We start from the raw sequence: 25,088 nt of genomic DNA on the forward strand, positions 1-25,088 counted from the left end.
TATCCTGTACATTAATGCTTAAATTATTACTTTTGGTGTAATGAAGCTACTTCGATTTTTATTATTTCCGTTTGCTGTTTTGTACGATGCTATTACGAGAATTCGTAATTGGTTTTTTAATCTAGGTGTTTTAAAATCAACTTCTTTTGATATCCCAGTAATTGCTGTTGGAAATTTAAGTGTTGGTGGAACAGGAAAATCTCCGCAGATTGAATATTTGATACGCTTATTAAAGGATGATTATAAAATAGTGGTGTTAAGTCGTGGTTATAAACGTAAAACAGAAGGGTTTCAATTGGTAAATGATACGCATACAGCTGAAGATGTTGGAGATGAACCGCTGCAATTTTATAAGAAATTTAAAAATGATATTACAGTGGCTGTGGATGCTGATAGAACAAACGGAATTCAGCAGTTGTTACAGAAAGATATTCCGCCACAAGTAGTATTGTTAGATGATGCTTATCAGCACAGAAAAGTAACTGCAAGTAGTTATATTTTACTAACTAAGTATAATGACTTATATGTTGATGATTTTGTATTGCCAACAGGGAATTTACGTGAAAGTAGGAGAGGAGCTAAACGAGCGAGTGTAATTGTGGTTACTAAATGTTCTGAGAATTTATCGAAGGCAGAGCAAGAAAAGATAGTACGAAAGATAAAACCGAAGTCGTATCAAAAAGTGTTCTTTACAACGATTGCTTACGATGAAAATTTAAAAGGAACAGAAGAACTAGCAATTTCAGACTTGAAAGGTAAAGAAGTGTTGTTAGTGACAGGAATTGCGAACCCTAAACCATTATTAAAATTCTTGGAAGAAAAGGAAGTACGTTTTATACATTTAAATTTTCCAGATCATCACAATTTTACTCAGCAAGACATTTCAACTATTAAGAAAGCTTTTGATGAGTTACCATCTGAACAAAAAATCATTTTGACTACTGAAAAGGATTATATGCGATTGGAGGGTAAAATTGATAATCTTAATTATATTTCTATAAAAAGTAAGTTTTTAAGTGAAGAAAAAGCTTTTGATTCTTTGGTGTTAGAAGAAATAAGAAGAGTAAAAACAAAGTAATTTTATTTACTTGTTAATAGGCTTCTAAAAGCTTTGGTATATATTTTTCTTGAATTTTCTTTTTCTTCTTTTGGTATTGGTAAAGTAAATTTCATAATTCTATTAGCATCATATCTTTCAAGGCTAGTACCTTTAGTCTCATCTATAAAGCAAATACTGTGTTTGTTGTGATTTTTGTTTAACGATACGTTTTTCATATAACTAAAGGTTTTAATAATATAGTATTCGTTCATGAGAACTAAGCCATATTTAAAACATTGAATCTCTCTTAGAGGACAGTCTAAAGCGTGTTTTAAGGGAGATATTGAAAATCTGTACGAGAATATTCCCCAGAAAATAGAAATCATTAATAAGTTGTAACCTACAGCTAAAGCAAACTCACCATCATTTTTTAAGTTATAACCCCAAAGTATTAAGGAAATGGAAATGAAGAAAATGCACAGAACAATTATAGTATGTTTATTCTTTCTTTTTGTTAGGTTTTCTTGAATAAAAAGAATCCATTCACTTTTGGTATATTTAAAATTTAATATAGGTTTTATTCTTTTGTGTTTAATATCATAAATGAAACGTCTTTTGTTAGAATCTATAATGTATTTGATTAAAAGAGAAGAGAATAAACCATAGAAAAAAGCAAAAATAAAATAGTCGGTTCTAGGGTTTTGAACCCCTATATAGCCAATCAAGGCTAAGTAAGTGGTTCCAAAAGGTATAATTATAATTAATTTAACAAGAGTAATAAGAGTACCGTCAACATAATTTCGATTCATTTTTATAGCATTTTTTAATGATATAAAGTATTATGGCAGTTATACATGCTTTTCATCAAAAGCATCTTTTGCTTCTGTTCGTAGTTGTTTTATGTCTTGCTCTTCTTTACGTGGACAAATAACCAATACATCATCTTTTTCAACTACAATAAAATCTTGTAACCCTTGAACCACTACTTTCTTACCGTTTTGAGTGCTAATCATATTTCCGTTAGCGTCTTTAAAAATAGTATTAGCACCAACAGTTGCGTTTTGATACTTGTCTTTACTTAATTTATCGTATAAAGATCCCCAAGTACCTAGATCGTTCCAGCCAAAATCTACAGGGAGCACATGTACTTTTTCAGAACGTTCCATAATTCCGAAGTCAATAGAAATGTCTTCACACTTTTCATAGTTGTTCTTTATAAAATCGTCTTCAAGATCAGTGTTGTATACATTATTTCCATTGTCTAAAATGTTAACCATTTTAGGGAGGTACTTTTTAAAAGTATCTAAAATACTTGAAACTGACCAAACAAAAATGCCGGCGTTCCACAGATAATCACCACTCGCTAAAAATTCTGTAGCTTTTTCTAGGTTAGGTTTTTCGGTAAAGGTTTTTACTTTTTTTATTTCAGAAGAGTTTTCTTCAAACTGAATATAACCATACCCTGTATTAGGATGATTTGGTTGAATTCCTAAAGTCATTAACATGTCTTCTTTAGCACAAGCCTTAAAAGAAGTCTCAATATTCTTAATAAATTCAGTTTCGTTTTCTATCCAATGATCCGATGGAGCAACTAACATCACTGCATTTTCGTTCTGTTGACGGATTTTTAAAGCAGCATATAAAATACAAGGAGCAGTGTTACGCATTGTAGGTTCAAGTAGTAGCTGTTTGTTGCTAATTTCAGGAAGTTGTTCTAATACTAATTGTTTGTAACGCTTATTAGTGGCAATTAAAATATTTTCTACTGGAATTAATTGATTAATTCTGTTGAAGGTTTTTTGTAACAAAGACTCTCCAGTTCCTAATAAATCATGAAATTGCTTAGGGTACTTTTCAGTACTTACAGGCCAAAGGCGAGAACCTACGCCACCCGCCATAATTACTGCGTAATAATTAGTATTCATACAAGTATTATTTGTTTAAAGCTACTAGTTTCACTTCTGCATTTTGGTTGAATAAATATACACGCTTGTTTTCTAAATTTAAACATTCATAGCGTGTTCTTCGTTTACTTCCTTTTTTGTATAAGGTGTCTTTAAATTGAAAAACACTACCATTAGGAACTTCAAAGATAAAATTCTTTCCGTTTTCAGATTGACCTCTTCGTAAAGCTAGTGATAAATTCACGTCAGTATCGGTACTAGCTTTCGGATTTTTTAGGTAGTTGGCTAAATATGGTAGTATATCTTTCGGATAGATTTCTGGTTGTAAAAAAGGGAGCATTAAATGTTGGAATACTGTTTTCCATTCTTTACCGTGGGGTTGTACTCTTCCAAATTTTTGATAAGTAACATGGTGAGCAATTTCATGAACTAACGTCAATAAAAACTGATAAGGGTTCAAGTTGTTATTCACTGTAATTTGCATGTGCCCATTTGGTAAGCGACGAAAATCACCGTGTTTAGTTTGACGTTCACTCACTATTTTTAAATTGATTTTGTGCTCAATAATTAAATATTCAACTAATGGAATAGCTTCTTCAGGGATGTATTTAACTAGTGTTTTTTTCAAATGTAATACTTGAATTTAAGGGGTAGAACTAGAAACTTGTAAAACTTTACCGTTGTAATACTTATTGCCAGTTAAAGCAAAATCAAAAATGTAGTTAGCCATTTCTTTTGCTGATAAAGGTGCTTCATAACCAGGGAAAGCTTCCTCCAGCATTTCTGTTTGTACAGCACCTAAGGCTAAGACGTTAAAAGCTATTTGTTGTTCTTTATATTCTTCGGCTAGTAATTCAGATAAAGTAATTACTGCACCTTTGGCAGAGCTGTAGGCAGCTAATCCAGGGAACTTCATGCTTCCTTGAATTCCTCCCATGCTACTTACAGTTATTACATGACTTCCTTTTTGCATAAACGGTAAAAGGTTTCTAGTTAATTCAGCAACTGCAAAAACATTTACTCTATATACCTCTTCAAAATCTTGTGTTGTTAATTGTTCAAAAGGTTTATTAATCAATTTTCCTGCGTTATTGATGAGAATATCTACCTTTTTCCATTCGGTAGTAACAAAACTAACCGCTTTTTCTATATCTATTTCGTTAGATAAATCAACAGAAATAGTTGTGATGTTTGAATGATTTATTTGCTCTAAAGGTTTTGTATTTCTAGATAATGCTAATACTTGATGTCCTTGATTAGCAAATTGCTGTGCTAATTCAAAACCAATACCTCTACTGGTTCCTGTAATAACAACGTTCTTCATGTAACTGTTAAAATTTAAAAAGGCAAGCTACATAAAAATCACTACATTTATTACTTAATCATTCTTAAATTATCATGAAAAAAATATTTTTTTTAGTGCTGTTTTTAACGATGTCGATTGTTTCATTTGCTCAGAATGCCTATATATTCTGCGGAAAGTTAATTGATACAGAAAAAGGTAAAATAAATAAAGAGCAAACCATTGTAGTAAATGGAAATAAAATTATTGATGTATTAAAAGGATATGTGAGCCCTGAAAATTCAGAAGATGTTGTTATAGACTTAAAAGATAAGGTAGTAATGCCAGGGTTAATTGATATGCACGTGCATATTGAAAGTGAACATAGTCCGAAATCAAGGTTGGAAAAATATATTTTAAATGAAGCTGATAGAGCGTATAATTCTGTAAAGTTTGCAGAAACAACCTTATTAAATGGTTTTACGACAGTAAGAGATTTGGGAGGAACTGGAGTGAATATTTCATTAGCAAAGGCAATTAAAGCTGGAAAAATAACTGGTCCACGAGTGTTTACAGCAGGGAAATCTTTAGCTACTACAGGTGGGCATGCAGATCCAACAAACGGTAGTAGTAGAGAATTAATAGGTAATCCAGGTCCGAAAGAAGGGGTTGTGAATTCGATTGAAGATGCTAAAAAAGCAGTACGTCAACGTTATAAAAATGGAGCTGACTGTATAAAAATTACAGCAACAGGAGGTGTGTTAAGTGTGGCTAAAAGTGGCGATAATCCACAATTTAATATTGATGAAATAAAAGCGATTTGTGAAACTGCAAAAGATTATGGGATGCACGTGGCAGCTCATGCTCATGGAGATGAAGGAATGCAAAGGGCTATTATAGGAGGAGTGAAAACTATTGAGCACGGAACTTATATGAGTGATGAAACAATGGAGTTGATGAAAAAATATGATGCATATTTAGTACCAACTATTACAGCAGGAAAAGAGGTTGAAGAGAAAGCAAAAGTAAAAGGATTTTACCCAGAAATTGTAGTGCCTAAAGCATTAGCCGTTGGTCCGCAAATACAAGGAACTTTTAGTAGGGCTTACAAAAGAGGAGTAAAAATAGCTTTTGGTACTGATGCTGGAGTATTTAAACACGGTAAGAATGGAAAAGAATTTGGATATATGGTAGAAGCAGGGATGCCAGCTATGGAGACCATTCAATCTGCTACAGTAACTAATGCTGCATTGTTAGATATGAAAAATGAGTTAGGTCAGATTAAAAAAGGTTTTTTTGCAGACATCGTCGCAGTAGACGAAGATCCAACTCAAAATATTCATACAATGGAAAACGTAGTTTTTGTAATGAAAAATGGAGTGATTTATAAAAAATAAGAGAAAATAAAAAATCCCATTTCTTAACTGTTTAGGAAACGGGATTTTTGTTTTTATGAAGAGATTTACTGTTTGATTAATTCAATTTCAAACAATTTTCCCCAATGCTTTCCTGTAACAAACAAACGATTGTTTTCAGCATCATAAGCAATTCCGTTTAAAACCTCGTCTTGATCTAAAGTTTGTTCTTTTAAAATGATATTACGTAAATCATCCAAACCAATTAATCCCTCAACAACTCCACTATTAGGATCTATGATAGCGATGGTAGATTTAACTTTTCCGTCAGTTTTCCAGTAATTAGAAAAGATTTTACCGTTTATATATTCTATTTCATTTAGTTTGTCTAAAGCTCTATCATGAGTGTATACTTGAATGTTTCTTTTTTCTTGTTGATTTTCAGGGTTTAAAAACCAAATTTTATTAGTTCCGTCAGTTTTTATTAACTCAGAGTCACTGTGTGTTAGTCCCCAACCTTCATTACTATTATCATAATTAAAAGAACCAAGTTGTTTAAAGGTTTCTAAATCATAGATGAAACCTTTACGAGCTTGCCATGTTAACCAATATATCTTATTGTTAAAAATGGTCATTCCTTCTCCAAAGTATTTAGCGTCTAAATCAATTTTTTGCAAAACTTTTCCAGTTTTGATCTCCACTTTACGTAAAGTAGATTGACCTCTACGTCCTGTACTTTCATATAAATATCCGTCTTTGTATTCTAAACCTTGAGTGTAGGCTTCTTTATCATGCGGATAGGTGTTAAGAAGTTTGTAAGAATATACAACAGGTGCTTTTTGTGCTAAAACCTCGATAGAATTGTTTAGTTTTTTAGATTTATTCGGATAAAAAGCCAAGGCAGTAACCTCGTGTTTACCTACGCCAAAATCAGCTGTATTAATTATTACACTAGATTCGTTTTTATTAACACGTTTGTTGTTTATATATAATTGAACAGAATCTATTTGATCACCGTTTAATTGTTCAAATTTTATAGCTGCTTTTTGACCTAAAGTTGTTTTCTTTGTAGTGTCAAGTTTGAATTTGTAATTGGTTTCGCTACAAGAAGTTACGAGTAAAGTAGCTATTCCTAAAGTTAAGAGTGTATAAAAACGCATATGTTTAAGAGTTATTTTCTGTATTTTAAATCTTGTTCTACAAATTAAAGCAAATTATTTGTTTGCAAATTAAAAAAAAGGGTTAAATTTGCACCCTCAAATAGCCATTGCAGGTTTTTGAATTATGAATGATTATAAAGATTTACCAACTTTATATTTTTCAACAAAAATAAAAGATTAAAATTTACAAGAGATGAAAAAAGGTATACATCCAGAAAATTATAGAATGGTAGCGTTTAAAGATATGTCTAACGGAGATGTTTTTTTAACGCGTTCAACTGCTAACACAAAAGAAACTTTAGATGTTGATGGTGTTGAATATCCATTAATCAAATTAGAAATTTCAAGAACTTCACATCCTTTCTACACTGGTAAGTCTAAGTTAGTAGATACTGCAGGGCGTATTGATAAGTTCAAAAACAAATACGCAAAATTCAAAAAGTAATTTTACGTGTTTAATAATATACGAGAAGCTCTGGCTATGTGTCAGGGCTTTTTTTATAGTTAAAATTGTATTTTTGTTCTCAAAAAAAAAGAAATGAGAGATACTATCTTATCTGTAGTTTTAGCCATTAATATTCTGTGTGGGGTATTAGTATACTTTATGCCAGATATGGGAAATGTAATATTGTTAACAATAGCAACCGCTATTACTTTATTAGCAATATATGACGCTTTTATTCAAAAGAAACACTCGTTAATGAGGGTATTTCCTGTCATTGCTCGTTTACGATGGGTTTTTGAAGAAGAGCGTGAAAAAATTCAACAGTACTTTATTGAAGATGATTTAAACGGAAAACCTATTAACCGTGAAAAGAGAAGTATTGTTTATCAGCGTTCAAAGGAAGAGATAGAAACTGTCCCTTTTGGTACTCAGCATAATGTATATGCAAAAGGGTATGAGTTTGTAAAACATTCATTGTTTCCTAAAGACCATCATAATATTGGTGGAGATAGGGTTTTAATAGGATCTGATAAGTGTTCTCAAAAATACGACGCTTCAATAGTAAATATTTCTGCTATGTCTTTTGGTTCATTAAGTAAGAATGCCATTATGGCGTTGAACCAAGGAGCTAAAATGGGGAACTTTGCACATAATACAGGTGAAGGAGGAATATCACCTTACCATTTACAAGGAGGAGATCTAATTTTTCAAGTAGGAACAGGGTATTTTGGAGCAGGAAAAAGTATAGATGGTAAACGTGTTTTTGATCCAGAAGTTTTTCAGCAAAATGCTGTAAGACCAGAAGTGAAAATGGTTGAAATAAAGCTTTCTCAAGGAGCTAAGCCAGGTCATGGAGGAATTTTACCGGCAAAGAAAAACACAAAAGAAATTGCAGCAATTCGTGCAATAGAACCTTTTACACGTGTTGATTCACCTCCAGGACACTCAGCTTTTTCTAGTTTTGAAGAAATGATCAACTTTATTCAACAAGTTAGAGATTTATCAGGAGGAAAACCAGTCGGGATTAAGTTTTGTGTAGGAGATAACGAAGAGATAGAGGCTATGATTAAAGCATTCGCTGATGCTAATAATTACCCTGACTTTATAGCTGTTGATGGAGGAGAAGGAGGAACTGGTTCTGCACCTTTAGAATTTTCAAATTACATTGGAACTCCATTGTTAGAAGGGCTTTCTTTTGTAAACAAAACATTGAAAAAATACGGGTTAAAAGGACAAATAAAGATTATAGCAAGTGGAAAGGCTATTGATGCTTTTGATATTATTAAATACTTAGCTTTAGGAGCTGACGCTATTGGAATGGCGCGTAGTTTTATGTTGAGTTTAGGTTGTATTCAAGCTCGTGAATGTAACATGGATACTTGTCCAGTAGGAGTAGCAACTCAAGAGAAAGATTTGGTAAAAGCTTTAGTTGTTGAGTATAAAAATGTACGTGTAAAGAATTACCATAAAAAAACCATTAGCGCAGTTAAAGAGATGACAGCAGCTATGGGTAAAGAATCTATCACAGAAATTGAGTCAAAACACATTTTTAGGAGGGATAGAAATGGAGAAATTACTTCGTTAGATAAGATTTATTTTCCAGAAGAAGATATGTTAATGTATTAAAAACAGTTTGTTGGAGTTTAATTCTCAAACATATCAGTTAGAACGTTACCCTAAAACGTTTGATAAAAGTTTGCGTGCTTGGAGTAACGCCGAATTGTTAGTCTTAGATTCTATTGTTAATAGAAACACAGAAACGGTACATATTTTTAATGATCGTTTTGGGGTGTGGAATTGTGCTTTACACGACAAGAAAGTTACTACGATTTGGACGTACGCTAGTCAGCAAAAAGCAATTCGTCAAAATTTAGAATTGAACAAGTTGTCTGTAGAAGTTGATTATAAAACTCCTTTAGATGATTTAGAGAGTGTTGATTTAGCACTGATTAAAATTCCAAAGTCGATAGAATTGTTTGAGTTGTTCTTACAGCAAATTCATAAAGCTTCGCATGAAAAAACTGAAGTAGTATGTGGGTTTATGACTAAATATTTTTCAGCTTCTTTTATAAAGGTTGCTGAACAGTATTTTGAAGAGGTAACGCAATCAAAAGCTTGGAAAAAAGCGCGATTATTGATATTAAAATCACCCAAGAAAAAACTACAAAAGAAAGAGCTTGTTAATACAATTGCATGGAAAAATCATGTCTTGCAACAATATTACGGAGTGTTTTCTTCTGGAAGTATTGATGTTGGTACCCAATTCTTTTTAGAAAACTTACAATTAAAACCTAATGAGTTAAAAGTATTAGACGTTGCTTCAGGAAATGGTATTATCGCTTATGAGGTAACGAGTCAAAATCCACTAGCAGAAGTAACTTTAGTAGATGATTTTAACTTGGCCATAGAATCGTCTAAAATTAACTTAGAAGGGAAAAAAGCACAGTTTGTGTGTGATGACACTTTAGAAAAATTAGATAAGAACTCGTTTGATTTGGTAGTGTCGAATCCGCCTTTTCATTTCGAACATGAGAATAACATTGAAGTGGCACTCAATCTTTTTAGGGGTGTAGAAAGTTGCTTGAAAGTAAATGGTAGGTTTTTGTTAGTTGCTAATTTACATTTGAATTATAGTACGCACCTAACAAAGCTTTTTACTTCGGTAAGAGTGTTACAACAAAATAAAAAGTTTCAAATAATAGAATGTATAAAAAAACGCTAAGAATTTTCTTAGCGTTTTTTGTTTGATTTGTAAACTTTAATACTACCAATAATATGATAGGCCAAAAAATAAATCAGTTGAGTTGATGCTAAAATTAAAACTGTCGAATTTGCTATTTGAAAAATCGGAATCTTCTCGGTCTATTTTAGAATAACCTAAACTACCTATATTAGCTTCTAAGGCAATATTTTTGTTTAAAAAATAAGTCATTCCAGGTCTCATTCCTATAAAATATTGGTTGGTGCTTCTTTCGTATGGATCAGGAGTAATATTGTTTGAATAGTCAGAATAACTATAACTAAATTCTCCTTGTAAGGAAATAGTTAATTTCTTTCCAAGTGGAAAGTGTTTTTTGATGTAAGGAAAGATTTGGTACGAGTTACCTTTTCCAATTTCACTCCCTGATTCACTTTTTGAATACCCATATCCTACACCTAAACCTATAATTAAGTTGTCGTTAATAGTGTATCCTACCTTGGGAGAGAAGTTAAAGTTAAAATATTTAGAAGTTTCAGGAGAACCTTCAAATTCATTATTACTTTTTCCAATTGAAAAATTTCCAGCAGTATACCACGTACCTTTTTCAATAGTTAATTTTTCTTTTTTTTCTTGCCCATAAGCAAATGACAATGCAAAAAGCATTGTGCATAATAGTAATTTCTTCATAATTAATTTTTCTTTTAAAGTAGCCGAAAGTACTGCTTATAATTTAACTGAATGTTAGCTTAATGAAAAATCATAGGAAAATTCCTCCTCAATAATCTGTTCTGTACAATTTTTTAAATCGTTTACAAATTCATCAATTTGAGTTTTTGTTACGTTAGGCATACAAATCACATGAGAAATATTTCCTTCAGTAGCTAACTGCCATTTATCTTTAATACTTTGTGGAGTTTTTGGTAATACGACAGTAATTGCATTAGGGTTTCTCCAAGCATTTACTCCAATTTTTTGTAACTCAGCTTCACAGTATTCAGCCACAGCTAAACTATGTTGGTAACGTTGTTGTAAACCCTCAACACCTAATTGCTTTAAGGCATACCATAAAAATAAAGGAGAATGTCCGTTACGAGAACCTGTAATGGTAGTATCAAATGATCCTATATAAGAAATGCCTTTGGCGATTCTGTCTCTGTTTGATCGTTTAGCCATTAATACTCCAGTCGGTATTGGTGAACCGATAAATTTATGACCACTGATAGAAATACTATCTGCACCATCCATAAAATCGAAAGGAAGACGAGGTTGCATAAATGGTCCAAATGATCCTGCTAAAGCAGCATCACAATGAATATAGTGGTCTTGAATCGCTAGGTTACTTAAAATTCCTTTAATTCTTCCGATATCGTCTTTAGCTTCTTTCATGGTTGTGCCAAAAGTAGCCAAAACGATTACTGGTTTATGACGATTCATACGAACAGTATTTTCAAAATCTTCATAATCCATTTCACCATTTTCTTGCGATTTAATTACAATGCTTGGAATATTTAGTAGGTGAATGTTTTTACGTACACTATAATGTGTAGATTCAGAATAGTACACCATAGCTTTAGGAAACAGTTCACGGGCAATATACAAACCATATAAATTACTTTCAGAACCACCATTAGTTACATAACCCCAAAAATCTTTCGGATTAGCTCTAAATAACTTAGCGAAAAAAGCTATAACTTCACGTTCCATTTCATGGGTTTGTACGCGGTAAGTACCTTGTTCAAAAGGATCACCAAGGTTGTTAATTGGGTATTGAAAGAACTTATTTAGTTCAGAATAGTCAAAATCTTTTGATACTGGATACCCTAAAAAAGTATCACGAGCAGTGCTTAATTCTTGCTCTAGTTTATGTAGTTTTTCTTGATTTTCTACTGATAGTTTTTGTTCGCTTTCCATGGGTGAAATTTTAAGCGGGCAAAAGTAAATGAAACAATAGTATTTGTCATTTAAAAGATTAAAAGTTAGATTATTTTTCTAATTAAATTGTTTTAGCCGTTAAATAATCTATTTGTTGTTTGTAAAGCTAGTTTTTAGTGAAGGATTTTAATCTGAGTTGTTAGTTAAGCATAAAAAAAGCTCATCAATTTGATGAGCTTTATAACTTGTAATTTAAATTTGGATAGACCTTAATTAGCAGCCTTATCAACAACAACACGATTTTCACGATTAGCAACTTCCCATGCAGTATGGAAAACTAAGCGAGCTCTGTTTTCTAACATTTCATAGTTAATTTTGTCAGGTGTATCGGTTGGTCTATGATAATCAGCATGTGTTCCATTAAAATAAAAAATAATAGGAATGTTGTGCTTAGCAAAATTATAATGGTCTGAACGATAATAAAAACGGTTAGGGTCGTTATCATCGTTATATTTGTAATCTAAGTCAATGTTTGTATATTTTTTGTTCATTGCTTCTGAAATATTGTGCAATTCAGTACTCAATTTATCAGAACCAATTAAATATACATAATTAGGATTTCCTTTGTGGCGGTCATCAACTCTACCAATCATATCAATGTTTAGATTGGAAACCGTATTTGCTAATGGGAAAATTGGATTTTCAGTATAATACTTAGAGCCTAACAATCCTTTTTCTTCTCCTGTTACGTGTAAGAATAAAATAGAGCGTTTAGGACCTTTACCAGCATCAGCTGCTTGTTTAAAAGCTTCCGCAATTTCTAAAATAGCCACTGTTCCAGAACCATCGTCATCAGCACCATTGTATATTTCACCATCTTTAATACCTTCATGATCTAAGTGAGCAGAAATAACAATTATTTCGTCTGGTTTTTCAGTTCCTTTGATGTAAGCAAGAACGTTTTCAGAATCTTTTAAAGTCATTCCTCTACGGTTGTTACTTAAGTATTCAGAAGGTACTTCTTGAAAATAATCATCACCACCTAATGGAGAAGCAATTCCTTGACTTACGTAGAAATCTTTTAAATATTTTACCGCTTTCTTTTGTCCAGGTTCACCAGTATTTCTTCCTTCAAACTCATCAGAAGCATAAATAAATAAATGTTTTCCTAAATCTTTAGCAGTAATGGTTTTGGCATATTTAGCAGCAAGATCAGTAGTAGTATCATTGTCGGTACTAGCTGTTTCTTTACTAGAACCACATGCTACCAATGCAATTGCACCTACCATGTAAAGTAATTTTTTCATCAATAATTAAGGTTTGTTTAGTTTGATTAGTATCCAAATGTAATAAAATGTTACAGGGATTCAAATTTAATTTTTCTTAATAACGAATTGTTCTAACGTTTTGTTAAAACTTATAAGTTCTTTAGGAAAAAGTTCTTCAAAAGCATTTTGCTCAATCAATTCTTGCGAAGTACCTGTATATAATTGACTTTCTGAAAGTAAAATAAACTCATCTGCTAACTGAATAGCTAGATTTACTTCATGTGTAGAAATGATGATAGTTTTACCAGTATTTTTTACTAATTTTTTTAAGAGAGAAAATACTTTGAATGTGTGGTGTATGTCTAGGTGAGCTGTTGGTTCATCCAAAATAATGATTTCGGTATCTTGGGCTAAAGCTCGAGCAATTAGTACCCGTTGTAATTGACCGTCACTTAACTCGTAAAAACGTTTGTCTTTTATATGTGTAATTTCAGTTTGTTCAATTGCCCAGAGAATCTTTTTTAAGTGTTCTTGTGTGAGTTTGTCAATCCAATTAGTGTAGGGTTGTCGTCCCAAAGCAACTAATTCAAAAACGGTTAACTGACTTAAAGGTAAACGTTCGGTTAGTACTAAACTTAAACAAGTAGAAAGCTCTTGGTTTGAATAAGAAGAAAGTTCTTTTTGATTGATTTTTACAACACCTTTTAAAGGTTTTTGAACTTTAGAAATAGTACGAAGCAAGGTTGATTTTCCAATTCCATTTTTTCCTAACAAAGCAACAAATTTCCCTTTTTCAATAGCTAAATCAATATTTGAAGCAATAAGAGTTTCTTGCTTTTTTGATTTATAACCTATTGAAAGGTTTTCTGTTTGTAAGACGGTATTTTGTTGTTGTTGCTTGATGTTTACTTATTTAATTGTTTATAACCTTAGTTTTATACATATATTTTCTTCTTTCTAATTAAAAGCCAAATAACTACAGGTGCTCCAAATAACGATGTTATTGCATTAATAGGTAAGGTAAATTCGCTTGTAGGTAATTGCGCTATACTGTCGCAAATTAACAGAATAATTGCTCCAATTAAAGCAACTGCAGGTAATAATATTTTATGGTTTGAAGTAGAAAAAATCATTTTAGCAATATGCGGAACAGCTAGTCCAACAAAAGCAATAGGACCTGAAAAAGCAGTGATTACTCCTGTAAGAATACTTGTAATTAGTAAAATAATATTTCTACTTTTTTTGATGTTGATTCCTAAGCTTTTTGCATAGTTTTCACCCAATAAAAAGCTGTTTAAAGGTTTAATAATTGAAAATGTTCCCAGAATTCCTACTAGGTAAATAATTCCAAAAACAGAAAGTTCGGTCCAAGTTAAGTTTCCTAAGCTTCCAAAGCTCCAAAATAAATATTGTTGTATTTGTTCAGCCTCACTAAAAAAAGCCAGTACGCTAATAACTGCGGATGTTAACGAACCAAACATTAATCCAATAATTAATATAGACATGGTGTTACGAACTCTATTTGCAGCTATAATAACAGCGGATAATACTAAAAAAGATCCTGCGCTAGCAGCAATGGCTAATGCCCAGTTAGAGTAAATAGCAACAAGAAAAAATCCTCCAAAAACACTAGAACCTAAAATAAGCAATGCTACACCAAGGCTTGCCCCAGAAGAGATTCCTAAAACAAAAGGACCAGCAAGCGGATTTCTAAATAAGGTTTGCATTAATAAGCCACTTATAGAAAGTCCTGATCCTACTAATATTGCGGTAATAGCTTTTGGTAGTCGGTAGCTTATAATAATGGTTTCCCAACTACTTTTTAATGTAACACCTCCTGACAATAAGTTGAAAATTTCTTTTAAAGGGATAGAAACAGATCCTAAACTAATGTTTGTAATAAATAAAACAAGCAATATTACAAACAAGAGTATAAAATGTGTTGTGTATGTTTTTGATAAGTTCAATTAGTTTATTGATTTTAAAAATGAAACTAATTGCTGAATAGCTAATCCTCTATGGCTAATGTTGTTTTTTTCTTCAGCTGTCATTTCTGCAAATGATTTATTGTATCCTTCAGGTTGAAAAATAGGATCATATCCAAAACCTTGCTCTCCTTGTTTTTTTGATAGAATTTCTCCTTTACAAACTCCGTCAAATAAAAATTGTTCCCCGTTTAAGTTTAAACAAATTGAGGTTCTAAACTGAGCATCTCTATTAGTTTGGTTATGTAATTCATTTAAGAGTTTTTGCATGTTGTTTTCTGCATTGGTAGGTTCACCTGCATATCGTGCAGAATATACTCCAGGAGCCCCGTTTAAAGCAGAAACTTCTAAACCTGTGTCATCAGCAAAACAGTTGTAACCGGATTTTTCGCTAATGTGATTGGCTTTAATTTGAGCATTTCCTTCTAAGGTTGTAGCTGTTTCTTCAATATCATCAAAACAATTAATATCTTTTAAAGAAAGTAACTCAATAGTAGTAGGAAGCATTTTTTGTACTTCAGCAAGCTTATTTAGGTTGTTAGTAGCAAAAACTAATTTCATGTATTGGTAATTAACTAAAGCAAATGTATTCAATTTTTATCATCTTTACTTGTGTTTTTCTTATTTGTAGAAGGAATACTGTTGCTTAAAGCGTTAACATAGAGAAATAAAAAAAGAGGCTTTCAAGCCTCTTTTTTTATCCTTTTATCTTTGCTAATTCTTGTTTTTTAGCGTCTATTTCGTTTTCAATTTTTAGTAAACGAGTTTCAATTTGACTAATAATAGCTTCTTTTCGCTCTATACTTTCTTTAGAAGTAGAAGCATCTTTTTTAGCTTCTTCTAATTTAGACTTCATTTTAGCTAAACCTTCTTTTCCGCTGATTAAAATTTCTTCATTAATGCTAATGTCATCTTCAAGATCGCTTATTAATGTGTTTTTCTCTTTGCTAATGTTTTGCTCCTTAGCTTTAATTTGATTGCTTAATTGTTTCAATTTTTCTTCTTCTAAACGTAACGTTTCTTGCTCTTTTAAGTAAGCTAATTCTCTAGCTTTTCTTTCTTCATCTAACTTTTTACGAGCTTCTTCAAGTTTTTGCTTTTGTAAAAGAATTTCTTTTTGCTCACTACTAATATTATCGTCATAAGCAACCTCAGTGTTTTGAGTTGTGTTTTCAACTTTTTCTACAGGTTGTTCTTTTTTAAGTTTTCTTGCTAGTTTTCTTTCAAGAGTAGCTAGATCTTTTTTATGTAAATCAATTTGAGAATTTAACTTGGTAAGTCTTTGTTGCATATTCGCAACGATTTTTTCTTTTCTTTCTACTTCTTGTTTTGTAGCCTTCTTGCTGTTTTTAAAACGCTCTAAGTTACCTTTTACACGTTTTAAAGCTGTAACGCCGCTCATTAAAATCTCTTCATTAGCACTAATTTGGCTTTGTTTGTTTTTAACTTGAGCTTTTAAAGTTTTAATATCGTCTTGGGCTGAAATTTGTTGTACACTAATAAGGGATACAAAAAAGATTGAAACTAATAATCTTAATGCTTTCATTTTAATAAGTTTTATTTTTCGGGGCGCAAAAATATAGCTTATTACTAAAAGAACATTGTTTTGTTGAAGGTTTTTTAAGAATGAAAAAAAATGCTATTCATGATGGTAAGGTTCGTTACGTAAAATGGTAAAACCACGGTAAATTTGCTCCACAATAAATAAACGAATCATTTGGTGAGAAAACGTCATTTTAGATAACGATAACTTTCCTTGCGATTTTTGATAAACAGCTTCTGAAAAACCATAAGGACCTCCAATAACTAACACCAGTTGTTTAATACCAGAGTTCATTTTCTTTTGTAAATATTTTGAAAACTCTACAGAAGTATGTTGTTTTCCTTTATCGTCTAATAAAACTAACTGATCTGTAGGCTGAAGCTTTGCTAAGATAAGCTCTCCTTCTTTTTCTTTTTGTTGAGACTCACTTAGGTTTTTAACGTTTTTAATGTCAGGAATAATTTCCAACTCAAACTTTACGTAATGTTTTAATCGGTTTTGATATTCGTCAATTAATTGCTGCAACTGTTTATTGTCAGTTTTGCCTATAGCGATTAGTTTTATTTTCATACGGCAAAATTACGAATGTTTTATAAACTCTTAAAGGGATAGGTTTAAGTGTAGAAAAGAGTTATTAATTATACAGGTTGTTGTGTGTGGTTATTATTCTAATTAACTATTGCTATAATTCTCAATGGCGCACCACTACCATTTTTAATTTTCATTGGTAATGCAATTATTTTAAATCCAATACTAGGTAGTTTATCTAGATTGGTTAGATTTTCAAAAGCTGGTATGTTTTGAGTGAGTAATATAACATGACTTTCAAAATATTTAGATTGACCATAATCGATACTTGGTGTATCAATTCCAATAGCATTGATGTTTCGTTGTTCAACTAACCATTTTGCTGCTTCTTTAGACAATCCAGGAAAGTGTAGTTTTTCAACCGCATCTTCACCTCGTTCAGCCGTTCCCATATATTTAACTTTATCAGGATAGTATTTAGAAAACCCTGTTTCTAATAAAATAATACTTCCATTAGGGATTTTGATTTTCTCTTTATTTTCCCACGCTAAAAAATCATCAATTTTTATTAAGTAGTCAGGATTGTTAAGTGTTTTTGAAGAAACATCAATTTTAATAGCAGACCCAATTAATTTTTCGAGAGGAATTTCATCTACAGTTTGGCCTTTTTCAGCAAAATGGATAGGTGCATCTATATGGGTTCCGCCATGCTCTGCAGTACTAAAATTATTTGCGGAATAATAAAACCCTTTATCTGTTTGTCCTTTAAAAACAGTGTCTAATTTAAACTCTTTTGCTGTAACCCAATATATAGTCTCATTAGAATATACATGAGATAAATCTATAATTTTGCCTTCTGAGAAGTTTGTTTGGTCTGATTTATTAGATTCTGGCGTTTTGGTCTGTTTCTCATTACATGCCAACAGTAAAAAAAGGAATAACTGAATTAAATAAAATGGTTTTTTCATTTTTTTAAATTTAAAACTCTAGATGATTTTTAATCACGCACAACATGTTTGTATATGGTTAGGTGCATGTTTAAACACTAAATTTAGCAAATACAAATCAAACTAAAAATCCGATAGGATTTTCAGAAGTAGGCGAGGACAAGCAATTACTTATAGCCATTGTTACCTGCTGTGCTTTATTCATTATTATACTTTTGCTTTTAAAAAGAAATCATCTAATGCTTCCTTTAGTTTTTTATTTTCCATAGACAAAGCTTTTTTTCTAATGTCATTCGGTTTGAAATATGAAACCTTATATTTTGAAGCGGACGAAGAGATGTATTCTAGTTTTTCGATTGCATCATCTGTAAAATCACCTGTTGACCAAAATTCAAATTCAATTTTTTTCTTTTTCCAAGTTTCCTGTTTTTCAGCCCATTTTTTAAATGCTGGAATTTTTTCTCCTAGCCATTTATCTATCGTTTTCAAGTCTATTTTAGAACGCTTTGCTTTACATTCCGCTATAACTATTTTGTCACTGTAGATAGCTAAAACGTCCATTTCGTGGCGAGAATCATTTTCATAAACTTCACGTCCTAAATCAATACTATTATTACTGTCTATAGAATGGATGTGACCAATGACAAACTCAAAAAGTGCTCCTCTTATGTTATTAGCTAAACCTTCATTGTATTTTTTAAGTTCTTTAATTAAATCTAAATATTTTTCAGGTGAGGATTTCAAGCTTGCACCTGCATTGTTTAGAACACTAATTAATTCCTTAAGCGTGTTAGCATATTTTTGACCAAATAATTCTTTAATAAAACCAATTGCTATCCCGTGAAATTTTAATGCAGTTAATGCCTCCTTGCTCAAATCATCTACTATTAGAAAAGGGATAATTCTTGAAGCATTATTAAAACTTTGAATATGTTTTATTTTTTCAATAAAGAATGAAACATCTTTTTCATTTATTGAAGTTCCAATAATAATATCAGCTAATACAAATCCAGGTTTACTTCCTTGCATTAATCCTGTAATATTTGAGACACCTTTAAAAGCCCATCTAAACTTCCCAAATTCTGCATATTTTTCAGCAGTGTTGTATAAAATCAATCCTATATTTTTATTTAAAGTACCAAAGTCGGTCAGAATATTTTCTTTGATTGCCTCAATTGTTTTATAGGTTAATGAATTTAAATTGGTTCTTTTTAGTTTTGGGGAAATATAATAATATTCACTGTTGTAGTTGAGTATATTAGATTTAATAAATTTTTGAATTATTTTTTTGAAAGGTAAATGTCCTTTTAATGCTACTATTGGGTAATTAGTATAACATTCCAAGAACTTTTGATTAATAATACCTCCGTGTAATTCTAGAGCATTTAAGGTATACCAATATTTTTTGCCGTTTTCGAACATTGCTTTGTTCAATGAGTCAAATAAAAGTCCGTCGTCAATATGTTTTTCTAAATAGCACAAGGATAAATTACTAATGAAGTATCCTTTAATTTTAAGTATATTCTTATTACGAGCAACCCTTTGGCTAGCTGTATTGTAATTGATATTTTCTGATTTTTCTATTAGACTAGATAATTCATTTGACATCAAAGGCCCTCTTGTATCTAATATCTTTTCTATTGATGTCATATCACACTGTATATAGACAAACTCTTTAGAGTTAAGAGTGTTCTCATTTTTTTTTTGAGTTAGCCCAATGAATACGTTATTTTTTCTTGAAAAATCGAAAAAAAAGCTGTCATATCAATATTTAGAATAGTTTTTTTCGCATTGCAGGCAACGTTTATGTATAAGAATAGTGCGGTTTTGCGTCCGAGGATTTTCCGCAGGAAAATCAGAGTGACCAAATGCGCGCTGCCTTTGGGTTTTGTACTAAACTACGCATTATTTTTATACAGTGTTAGCAAACGTTTTTTAAATTTCAGTTAGGTGTTCAGGTATTTTGTTGTCAAAAATAAATTCATTTAGGTCAGTCGGATAATCTTGGTTATGAATAATGAACGTCAAATCATCTTCAAAAAGTAATTTAAGTCCGAAACTCATTGTATTTGCATCTTTCCGAACAAGTTCTTTCCAATCCAATAATTTTTTATTGAGATATTTATCAAAATCAGCGTAATGATTTTTTATCGAGTCAATAGGGAATTCAAATCCGTCTTCCATATCAGAGTATAATTGTTTATCCAATTCCTTGATTTCATAAACTTTGGTCATTTCGTCGGTTGTCACTATTCTAATCCATTTGTCAAATTTTAGAAATGTCGAATTGATTTTATCAATCAACTCTCCATTTAAATAAAATGATTGGATTTTACCTTCTAGAAGTCTTTGTCCGATTACAGAATTTAATATGTCAGTTCCCTTTTTCAAAATGTTTGCTAACTTGTTTATATAGACGTATAATACATCGTTATACAACCATTTTGGTAGGTTTATGATTGTATTTTATGTTTGTTTATACTTTTACGAACTTACTAATAATAATTTAATTTTCTTACGGAATCCCATAACCTCCCTTAAGTAACCTATCTATACGGAGGGCCCGCAACCCAACCTACAATAGATTTACGAACTCCTTTGGTAATGGGAGTTACGCGATGCATCATAAATGACGGAAAAACAATGATGGTTCCTTTTTTTCTAGGAGCACTTACAATTTTCTGATTAAACATAAACTGTAAATCACCACCTTCATACTCATCGGGGTCAGATAACTGCATAGAAATACTCAACTTTCTATCAGAAATTTCACCCGCACCAAAATCCAAATGCCAGTCAAAGAAATCTCCTTTTGTGTAGCTAGCCAATTGCAAATTGTTGTGAAAACCTAACAAATCAAACCAATACCGTTCGTTATTACATTGAATAGCTAAACCTGCCAATCGGTTGTATATCCATTCGTTTTCTGGGTTGTTTTCAATAAACACCACAGCACTTTTTCGAAGTTCATCATCATAGGTGTCGGTTCCGCTAAGCGTTGCTTTAATTTTTTGATTGTCATCCCATAGGTTAAGGATTCTTTCTGTTTCATGCGGAAGAAATAACCCATTATAATGCACAAATTCAGCAAAATTATGTTTCAACGGAAGACCAAAAGGGTAGTTTATAGCCATAGTATATAAGTAGTTAAAAGCGAAGAAAAAGTAAGTTTCTCGTTATAAAAATTAGGTTTTTAACAGCAAAGTATAAAAAAAACAGTCAATAACCATAAAAAGCATTCCGTAAAAGCAAGTATTTTAACCAAGAGTGTCAAGTAGTAAGTAATAGCTTTCAGTTTTTTAAAATAATGGCAACCCTTTTAGCCAAAAGAACAAGGTTCATTTTAATAATTATAAAGCTGTTAAGTATTAGAATAAAACTGTAGAAGTTGTAGAACTTTGTTAGCAAAGGAGTGATAAAAATTATCAAACAATAAACTAATAACTCAAAACGGAGAACTAAAAATAGTTGTATTTTTACGTCAATAATTCAAAACTATGATTTCAAAAGAACAATTTAATAAAGAGTTAGATTTAATTATAGCCAATGCTATTAGAGAAGATATAGGAGACGGAGATCATACCTCATTATCATGTATTCCTGCCGATGCAAAAGGTAAAGCAAAGCTATTGGTAAAAGACGAAGGAGTAATTGCTGGGGTAGAATTTGCTAAAATGGTGTTTAATTATGTTGACCCAGAATTAGAAGTAGAAACCTTAATAAAAGATGGAGAAAAAGTAAAGTATGGAGATATTGTTTTTTATGTTTCAGGAAAATCACAATCTATATTAATGGCAGAACGTTTGGTGTTAAATGCCATGCAACGTATGAGTGCTATAGCAACCAAGACTAAGTTTTTTGCAGACCTGTTAGAAGGAACAAAAACTAAGGTGTTAGACACTCGTAAAACAACACCAGGAATCCGTGCTTTAGAAAAATGGGCAGTAAAAATAGGAGGTGGAGAAAATCATCGATTTGCCTTATACGATATGGTAATGATTAAAGACAATCATATTGATTTTGCAGGTGGAATTACACAAGCAATAACCAAGACTAAGAAATACCTAGCGGAGAAAGGACTAGATATTAAAATTATTGTGGAAGCACGCAGTTTAGAAGAAATTGAAGAAATTTTACAAAACGAAGGGGTGTATAGAATTTTGATAGATAATTTTAACTATGAAGATACCCGAAAGGCGGTAGCAATGATAGGAGATACTTGTTTAACAGAATCTTCTGGAGGAATTAACGAAAAGACTATTAGAGCGTATGCAGAGTGTGGTGTTGATTTTATTTCGTCTGGAGCCTTAACACATTCAGTATATAATATGGATTTAAGCTTAAAAGCAGTCGATTAATATAACTTACTTACTACATCATGAAAAAACAACTATTACTCATAGCAACGCTAGTAGTAGCTATGTCGTGTAAAACAGAGCAAACTAAAAAAGAAACCACTTCAAACATGGTAGAAAACCCATTATTAGTAAAAAGCAGTTTACCTTATGGTGCACCTGATTTTACTAAAATAAAAAACGAACACTTTATGCCTGCAATTTTAAAAGGTATGGAAGTTCAAAATGAAGAAATTGCTAAAATTATAGCAAATACAGAAGCTCCAACATTTGAAAATACAATTATAGCTTTTGAAGAAAGTAGCAAAACGTTAGATAATGTTGAGGCAGTTTTTTATGCTTTAGCAGGAGCACATACGAACGATACAATTAAAGACAATCAAAAAGAATTAGCTCCAAAGTTTTCTAAACACAACGATGAAATTTTATTAAACACCAAGTTGTTTGAAAAAATAAAAGCGGTACACGATAATTTAGACAACTTAGATTTAGATGCAGAGTCTAAACACTTGGTAAAAGAACAATATAAAAAGTTTGTAAAAGCAGGTGCTAACTTATCTGAAGAAAAGAAAAACGAGTTAAAAGAAATTAATGCAGAGTTAGCAAGCTTATCTAACGACTTCGGAAAAAAGTTATTAGATGCTAGTAAAAAAGGAGGTTTAACGGTTACCAATAAAGAACAGTTAAAAGGACTTTCTGAAGAAACAATTAAAGGATTAGAGAAAGACGGAAAGTACGAAATTCAATTAATCAATACCACGCAACAACCTTTATTACAAACTTTAGAGAATAGAGAAATTCGTAAACAATTGTTCGAAAAATCTATTCACAGAGCAGATGCGGGTGAGTACGATACAAGCGATTTAGTAAAGAAAATGGCTTCGTTACGTGCTAAGAAAGCACAAATTTTAGGTTTTGACAACTTTGCTAGCTGGAGCTTACAAGGAACAATGGCTTCTACACCAGATAAAGTTTTTGAAATGTTCAACGGATTAATTCCTGGTTCATTAGAAAAAGTAGCTGCTGAAACAAAAGAAATTCAAGCAGAAATTAACAAAGAAGGAAACGACTTTACTTTAGCTCCATACGATTGGAATCATTTTGCTGAAAAAGTACGTAAGTCTAAGTACAACTTAAATGAAGATGAGGTAAAACCATACTTTGAGTTAACCAATGTGTTAGAAAAAGGAGTGTTTTATGCTGCAACAAAATTATACGGAATTACCTTTAAAAAACGTACCGACATTCCTACCTATCACCCAGATGTGGTAGTGTATGAAATTTTTGAAGAAGATGGTAGTAAGTTAGGATTGTTCTACGGAGATTTCTTTGCAAGAGATAGTAAAAGAGGAGGAGCGTGGATGAGTGCTTTTGTAAAGCAATCTAAATTAAGAGGTCAAAAGCCAGTAATCTACAACGTTTGTAACTATCCAAAACCAGCAGAAGGAGAACCAGCATTAATTAGTTTTGATAATGTAGAAACTACCTTCCATGAGTTCGGACATGCGTTACACGGTTTATTCGGAAATCAAAAATATGCATCAATTTCAGGAACAAGTACAGCAAGAGATTTTGTAGAGTTCCCATCGCAGTTTAACGAAAACTGGGCAACACATCCAGAGGTATTAAACAACTATGCATTGCATTATAAAACAGGAGAAGTAATTCCTGATGCATTATTACAAAAAATTAAAGATGCAGGAACGTTCAATCAAGGATATTCAATTATTGAAAACTTAGCATCTTCTAATTTAGATATGCAATGGCACACTATTTCAGCAGATACTACAATTGAAGATGTAGCTAAATTTGAAGAAGAAGCTTTGGCTAAAATGAAGTTAAAGATTGATGAGGTACCACCAAGATATCGTTCAACGTATTTTGCACATATTTTTAGTGGAGGATACGGTGCAGGATATTACTCGTATTTATGGACAGAAATGTTAAGTCACGATGCGTACGATTGGTTTAAAAACAACGGATTGTTAACTAGAGAAAACGGTCAGAAGTTTAGAGAGCAAATCTTATCGAAAGGAAACACGATGGATTATGCAGAAATGTATAGAGTTTTTGCAGGAAGAGATCCACAGGCAGAACCAATGCTAAAAGCAAGAGGGTTACAATAAATGAATGATTTCTTTGACAACGAAACATTTACAAAGGTTGATTTTACAGTAACAAAAATCAACAAAGGAGAATATGACAGCTGTACGTTCGAGAACTGCAATTTCGAGAACGTACATGCTTCAAATATTGAATTTTTAGAGTGTGAGTTTATCAACTGTAATTTTAGTAATACAGTGGTAAACCACACTTTTTTTAAAGATTGCACTTTTGAAAATTGTAAAATGGTTGGGGTAAAGTTTAATGAATGCAACAACTTTTTGCTAGAAATGAGCTTTCATAACTGCCAGCTAAACTTATCTTCTTTTTACCAATTAAAAATTCCTACTACAAAATTTATAAGTTGTAATTTGCAAGAAGTAGATTTTGTTGAAGCTGACCTAAGTAGAGGTCTCTTTAAAGATTGTGATTTAAAAGGAGCAATTTTTGATCAGACGAATTTAGAAAAAACAGATTTTACAACTGCTACTAATTTTGCAATCGATCCTGAAAATAATAGGGTTAAAAAAGCAAAATTTTCTAATGAAAATATTGCAGGACTATTGTATAAATATGATATTGTGGTGGAGTAAGGAAGTAA

Annotated in this window: 25 protein-coding genes; 8 read left to right on the top strand and 17 right to left on the bottom strand. The window is 31.6% G+C overall.

Annotated features, from left to right (window positions below; genetic code table 11):
* Window positions 1-40: 40 nt before the first annotated feature.
* Window positions 41-1,078, top strand: a complete 1,038-nt coding sequence (lpxK, locus tag N534_RS0113220; protein WP_028892930.1) for a tetraacyldisaccharide 4'-kinase — start codon at window positions 41-43, stop codon at window positions 1,076-1,078.
* Window positions 1,079-1,080: 2 nt separating this feature from the next.
* On the opposite strand, the gene N534_RS0113225 is transcribed toward lpxK, so the two are convergent.
* The 4 genes from N534_RS0113225 to N534_RS0113240 are packed head-to-tail and all read right to left on the bottom strand — an operon-like array spanning window position 1,081 to window position 4,267.
* Window positions 1,081-1,848 (bottom strand): hypothetical protein, encoded by a 768-nt coding sequence (locus N534_RS0113225; RefSeq protein ID WP_028892931.1) that lies wholly within the window; start codon window positions 1,846-1,848, stop codon window positions 1,081-1,083.
* Between the two features lie 39 nt (window positions 1,849-1,887).
* Complete coding sequence (locus tag N534_RS0113230) at window positions 1,888-2,964, bottom strand: mannose-1-phosphate guanylyltransferase (protein WP_028892932.1); 1,077 nt, start codon at window positions 2,962-2,964, stop codon at window positions 1,888-1,890.
* A gap of 7 nt (window positions 2,965-2,971) precedes the next feature.
* Window positions 2,972-3,571 carry a SprT-like domain-containing protein gene (locus tag N534_RS0113235; RefSeq protein ID WP_028892933.1) on the bottom strand — a complete coding sequence of 200 codons (600 nt, stop codon included), beginning with the start codon at window positions 3,569-3,571 and terminating at the stop codon, window positions 2,972-2,974.
* A 15-nt stretch (window positions 3,572-3,586) separates the two neighbouring features.
* A complete protein-coding gene (locus N534_RS0113240) occupies window positions 3,587-4,267 on the bottom strand; it encodes an SDR family oxidoreductase (RefSeq protein ID WP_028892934.1) in 681 nt (226 codons plus the stop codon).
* Between the two features lie 74 nt (window positions 4,268-4,341).
* On the opposite strand from N534_RS0113240, the gene N534_RS0113245 reads away from it, so the two are divergent.
* Window positions 4,342-5,622, top strand: a complete 1,281-nt coding sequence (locus N534_RS0113245; protein WP_028892935.1) for an amidohydrolase family protein — start codon at window positions 4,342-4,344, stop codon at window positions 5,620-5,622.
* A gap of 65 nt (window positions 5,623-5,687) precedes the next feature.
* Here N534_RS0113245 and N534_RS0113250 read toward each other — a convergent pair whose 3' ends face one another.
* Window positions 5,688-6,740, bottom strand: coding sequence for a glutaminyl-peptide cyclotransferase (locus N534_RS0113250; RefSeq protein ID WP_028892936.1), 1,053 nt, complete (start codon window positions 6,738-6,740; stop codon window positions 5,688-5,690).
* Window positions 6,741-6,933: 193 nt separating this feature from the next.
* Between N534_RS0113250 and N534_RS0113255 the strand changes: the two genes are divergently transcribed.
* The 3 genes from N534_RS0113255 to N534_RS0113265 all read left to right on the top strand — a co-directional run bounded on the left by N534_RS0113255 (window position 6,934) and on the right by N534_RS0113265 (window position 9,907).
* Window positions 6,934-7,185 carry a type B 50S ribosomal protein L31 gene (locus tag N534_RS0113255; RefSeq protein WP_028892937.1) on the top strand — a complete coding sequence of 84 codons (252 nt, stop codon included), beginning with the start codon at window positions 6,934-6,936 and terminating at the stop codon, window positions 7,183-7,185.
* Between the two features lie 93 nt (window positions 7,186-7,278).
* Complete coding sequence (locus N534_RS14860; protein WP_038006107.1) at window positions 7,279-8,811, top strand: FMN-binding glutamate synthase family protein; 1,533 nt, start codon at window positions 7,279-7,281, stop codon at window positions 8,809-8,811.
* 10 nt (window positions 8,812-8,821) lie between these two features.
* Window positions 8,822-9,907, top strand: coding sequence for a methyltransferase (locus tag N534_RS0113265; protein ID WP_156025631.1), 1,086 nt, complete (start codon window positions 8,822-8,824; stop codon window positions 9,905-9,907).
* Between the two features lie 42 nt (window positions 9,908-9,949).
* Here the strand turns inward: N534_RS0113265 and N534_RS0113270 are convergent, their stop codons facing one another.
* The 12 genes from N534_RS0113270 to N534_RS0113325 all read right to left on the bottom strand — a co-directional run bounded on the left by N534_RS0113270 (window position 9,950) and on the right by N534_RS0113325 (window position 21,163).
* A complete protein-coding gene (locus N534_RS0113270; protein WP_081728323.1) occupies window positions 9,950-10,573 on the bottom strand; it encodes an outer membrane beta-barrel protein in 624 nt (207 codons plus the stop codon).
* 54 nt (window positions 10,574-10,627) lie between these two features.
* Window positions 10,628-11,797: a histidine decarboxylase gene (locus N534_RS0113275; RefSeq protein ID WP_038006112.1), complete on the bottom strand. Its 1,170-nt coding sequence runs from the start codon at window positions 11,795-11,797 to the stop codon at window positions 10,628-10,630.
* Window positions 11,798-12,027: 230 nt separating this feature from the next.
* Window positions 12,028-13,065 (bottom strand): M28 family metallopeptidase, encoded by a 1,038-nt coding sequence (locus N534_RS0113280; RefSeq protein ID WP_028892941.1) that lies wholly within the window; start codon window positions 13,063-13,065, stop codon window positions 12,028-12,030.
* 66 nt (window positions 13,066-13,131) lie between these two features.
* Window positions 13,132-13,929 carry an ABC transporter ATP-binding protein gene (locus tag N534_RS0113285; RefSeq protein WP_028892942.1) on the bottom strand — a complete coding sequence of 266 codons (798 nt, stop codon included), beginning with the start codon at window positions 13,927-13,929 and terminating at the stop codon, window positions 13,132-13,134.
* A 32-nt stretch (window positions 13,930-13,961) separates the two neighbouring features.
* Window positions 13,962-14,942, bottom strand: coding sequence for a FecCD family ABC transporter permease (locus N534_RS0113290; protein WP_369791963.1), 981 nt, complete (start codon window positions 14,940-14,942; stop codon window positions 13,962-13,964).
* Between the two features lie 51 nt (window positions 14,943-14,993).
* Window positions 14,994-15,572: a non-canonical purine NTP diphosphatase gene (locus N534_RS0113295; protein WP_028892944.1), complete on the bottom strand. Its 579-nt coding sequence runs from the start codon at window positions 15,570-15,572 to the stop codon at window positions 14,994-14,996.
* A gap of 136 nt (window positions 15,573-15,708) precedes the next feature.
* Window positions 15,709-16,557, bottom strand: coding sequence for a hypothetical protein (locus N534_RS0113300; protein WP_028892945.1), 849 nt, complete (start codon window positions 16,555-16,557; stop codon window positions 15,709-15,711).
* A 93-nt stretch (window positions 16,558-16,650) separates the two neighbouring features.
* Window positions 16,651-17,124, bottom strand: a complete 474-nt coding sequence (gene rlmH, locus N534_RS0113305; RefSeq protein ID WP_028892946.1) for a 23S rRNA (pseudouridine(1915)-N(3))-methyltransferase RlmH — start codon at window positions 17,122-17,124, stop codon at window positions 16,651-16,653.
* Between the two features lie 98 nt (window positions 17,125-17,222).
* Window positions 17,223-18,050 carry a cyclase family protein gene (locus tag N534_RS0113310; RefSeq protein ID WP_028892947.1) on the bottom strand — a complete coding sequence of 276 codons (828 nt, stop codon included), beginning with the start codon at window positions 18,048-18,050 and terminating at the stop codon, window positions 17,223-17,225.
* A gap of 186 nt (window positions 18,051-18,236) precedes the next feature.
* Entirely contained in the window at window positions 18,237-19,679 is a 1,443-nt protein-coding gene (locus N534_RS0113315; protein WP_028892948.1) for a hypothetical protein, read from the bottom strand.
* Window positions 19,680-19,964: 285 nt separating this feature from the next.
* Window positions 19,965-20,468 carry a hypothetical protein gene (locus N534_RS0113320; RefSeq protein ID WP_156025633.1) on the bottom strand — a complete coding sequence of 168 codons (504 nt, stop codon included), beginning with the start codon at window positions 20,466-20,468 and terminating at the stop codon, window positions 19,965-19,967.
* Window positions 20,469-20,575: 107 nt separating this feature from the next.
* Window positions 20,576-21,163 carry a 2OG-Fe(II) oxygenase gene (locus N534_RS0113325; protein WP_028892950.1) on the bottom strand — a complete coding sequence of 196 codons (588 nt, stop codon included), beginning with the start codon at window positions 21,161-21,163 and terminating at the stop codon, window positions 20,576-20,578.
* A gap of 363 nt (window positions 21,164-21,526) precedes the next feature.
* Here N534_RS0113325 and nadC point away from each other — a divergent pair, with 363 nt between their 5' ends.
* The 3 genes from nadC to N534_RS0113340 are packed head-to-tail and all read left to right on the top strand — an operon-like array spanning window position 21,527 to window position 25,080.
* Window positions 21,527-22,387: a carboxylating nicotinate-nucleotide diphosphorylase gene (gene nadC / locus N534_RS0113330; protein WP_028892951.1), complete on the top strand. Its 861-nt coding sequence runs from the start codon at window positions 21,527-21,529 to the stop codon at window positions 22,385-22,387.
* A 20-nt stretch (window positions 22,388-22,407) separates the two neighbouring features.
* Entirely contained in the window at window positions 22,408-24,510 is a 2,103-nt protein-coding gene (locus tag N534_RS0113335) for a M3 family metallopeptidase (protein WP_028892952.1), read from the top strand.
* Window positions 24,511-25,080, top strand: coding sequence for a pentapeptide repeat-containing protein (locus N534_RS0113340; protein WP_028892953.1), 570 nt, complete (start codon window positions 24,511-24,513; stop codon window positions 25,078-25,080).
* Window positions 25,081-25,088 lie beyond the last annotated feature (8 nt).

The sequence above is a fragment of the Tenacibaculum sp. 47A_GOM-205m genome (genome assembly GCF_000518405.1).
GTDB lineage: Bacteria > Bacteroidota > Bacteroidia > Flavobacteriales > Flavobacteriaceae > Polaribacter > Polaribacter lutimaris.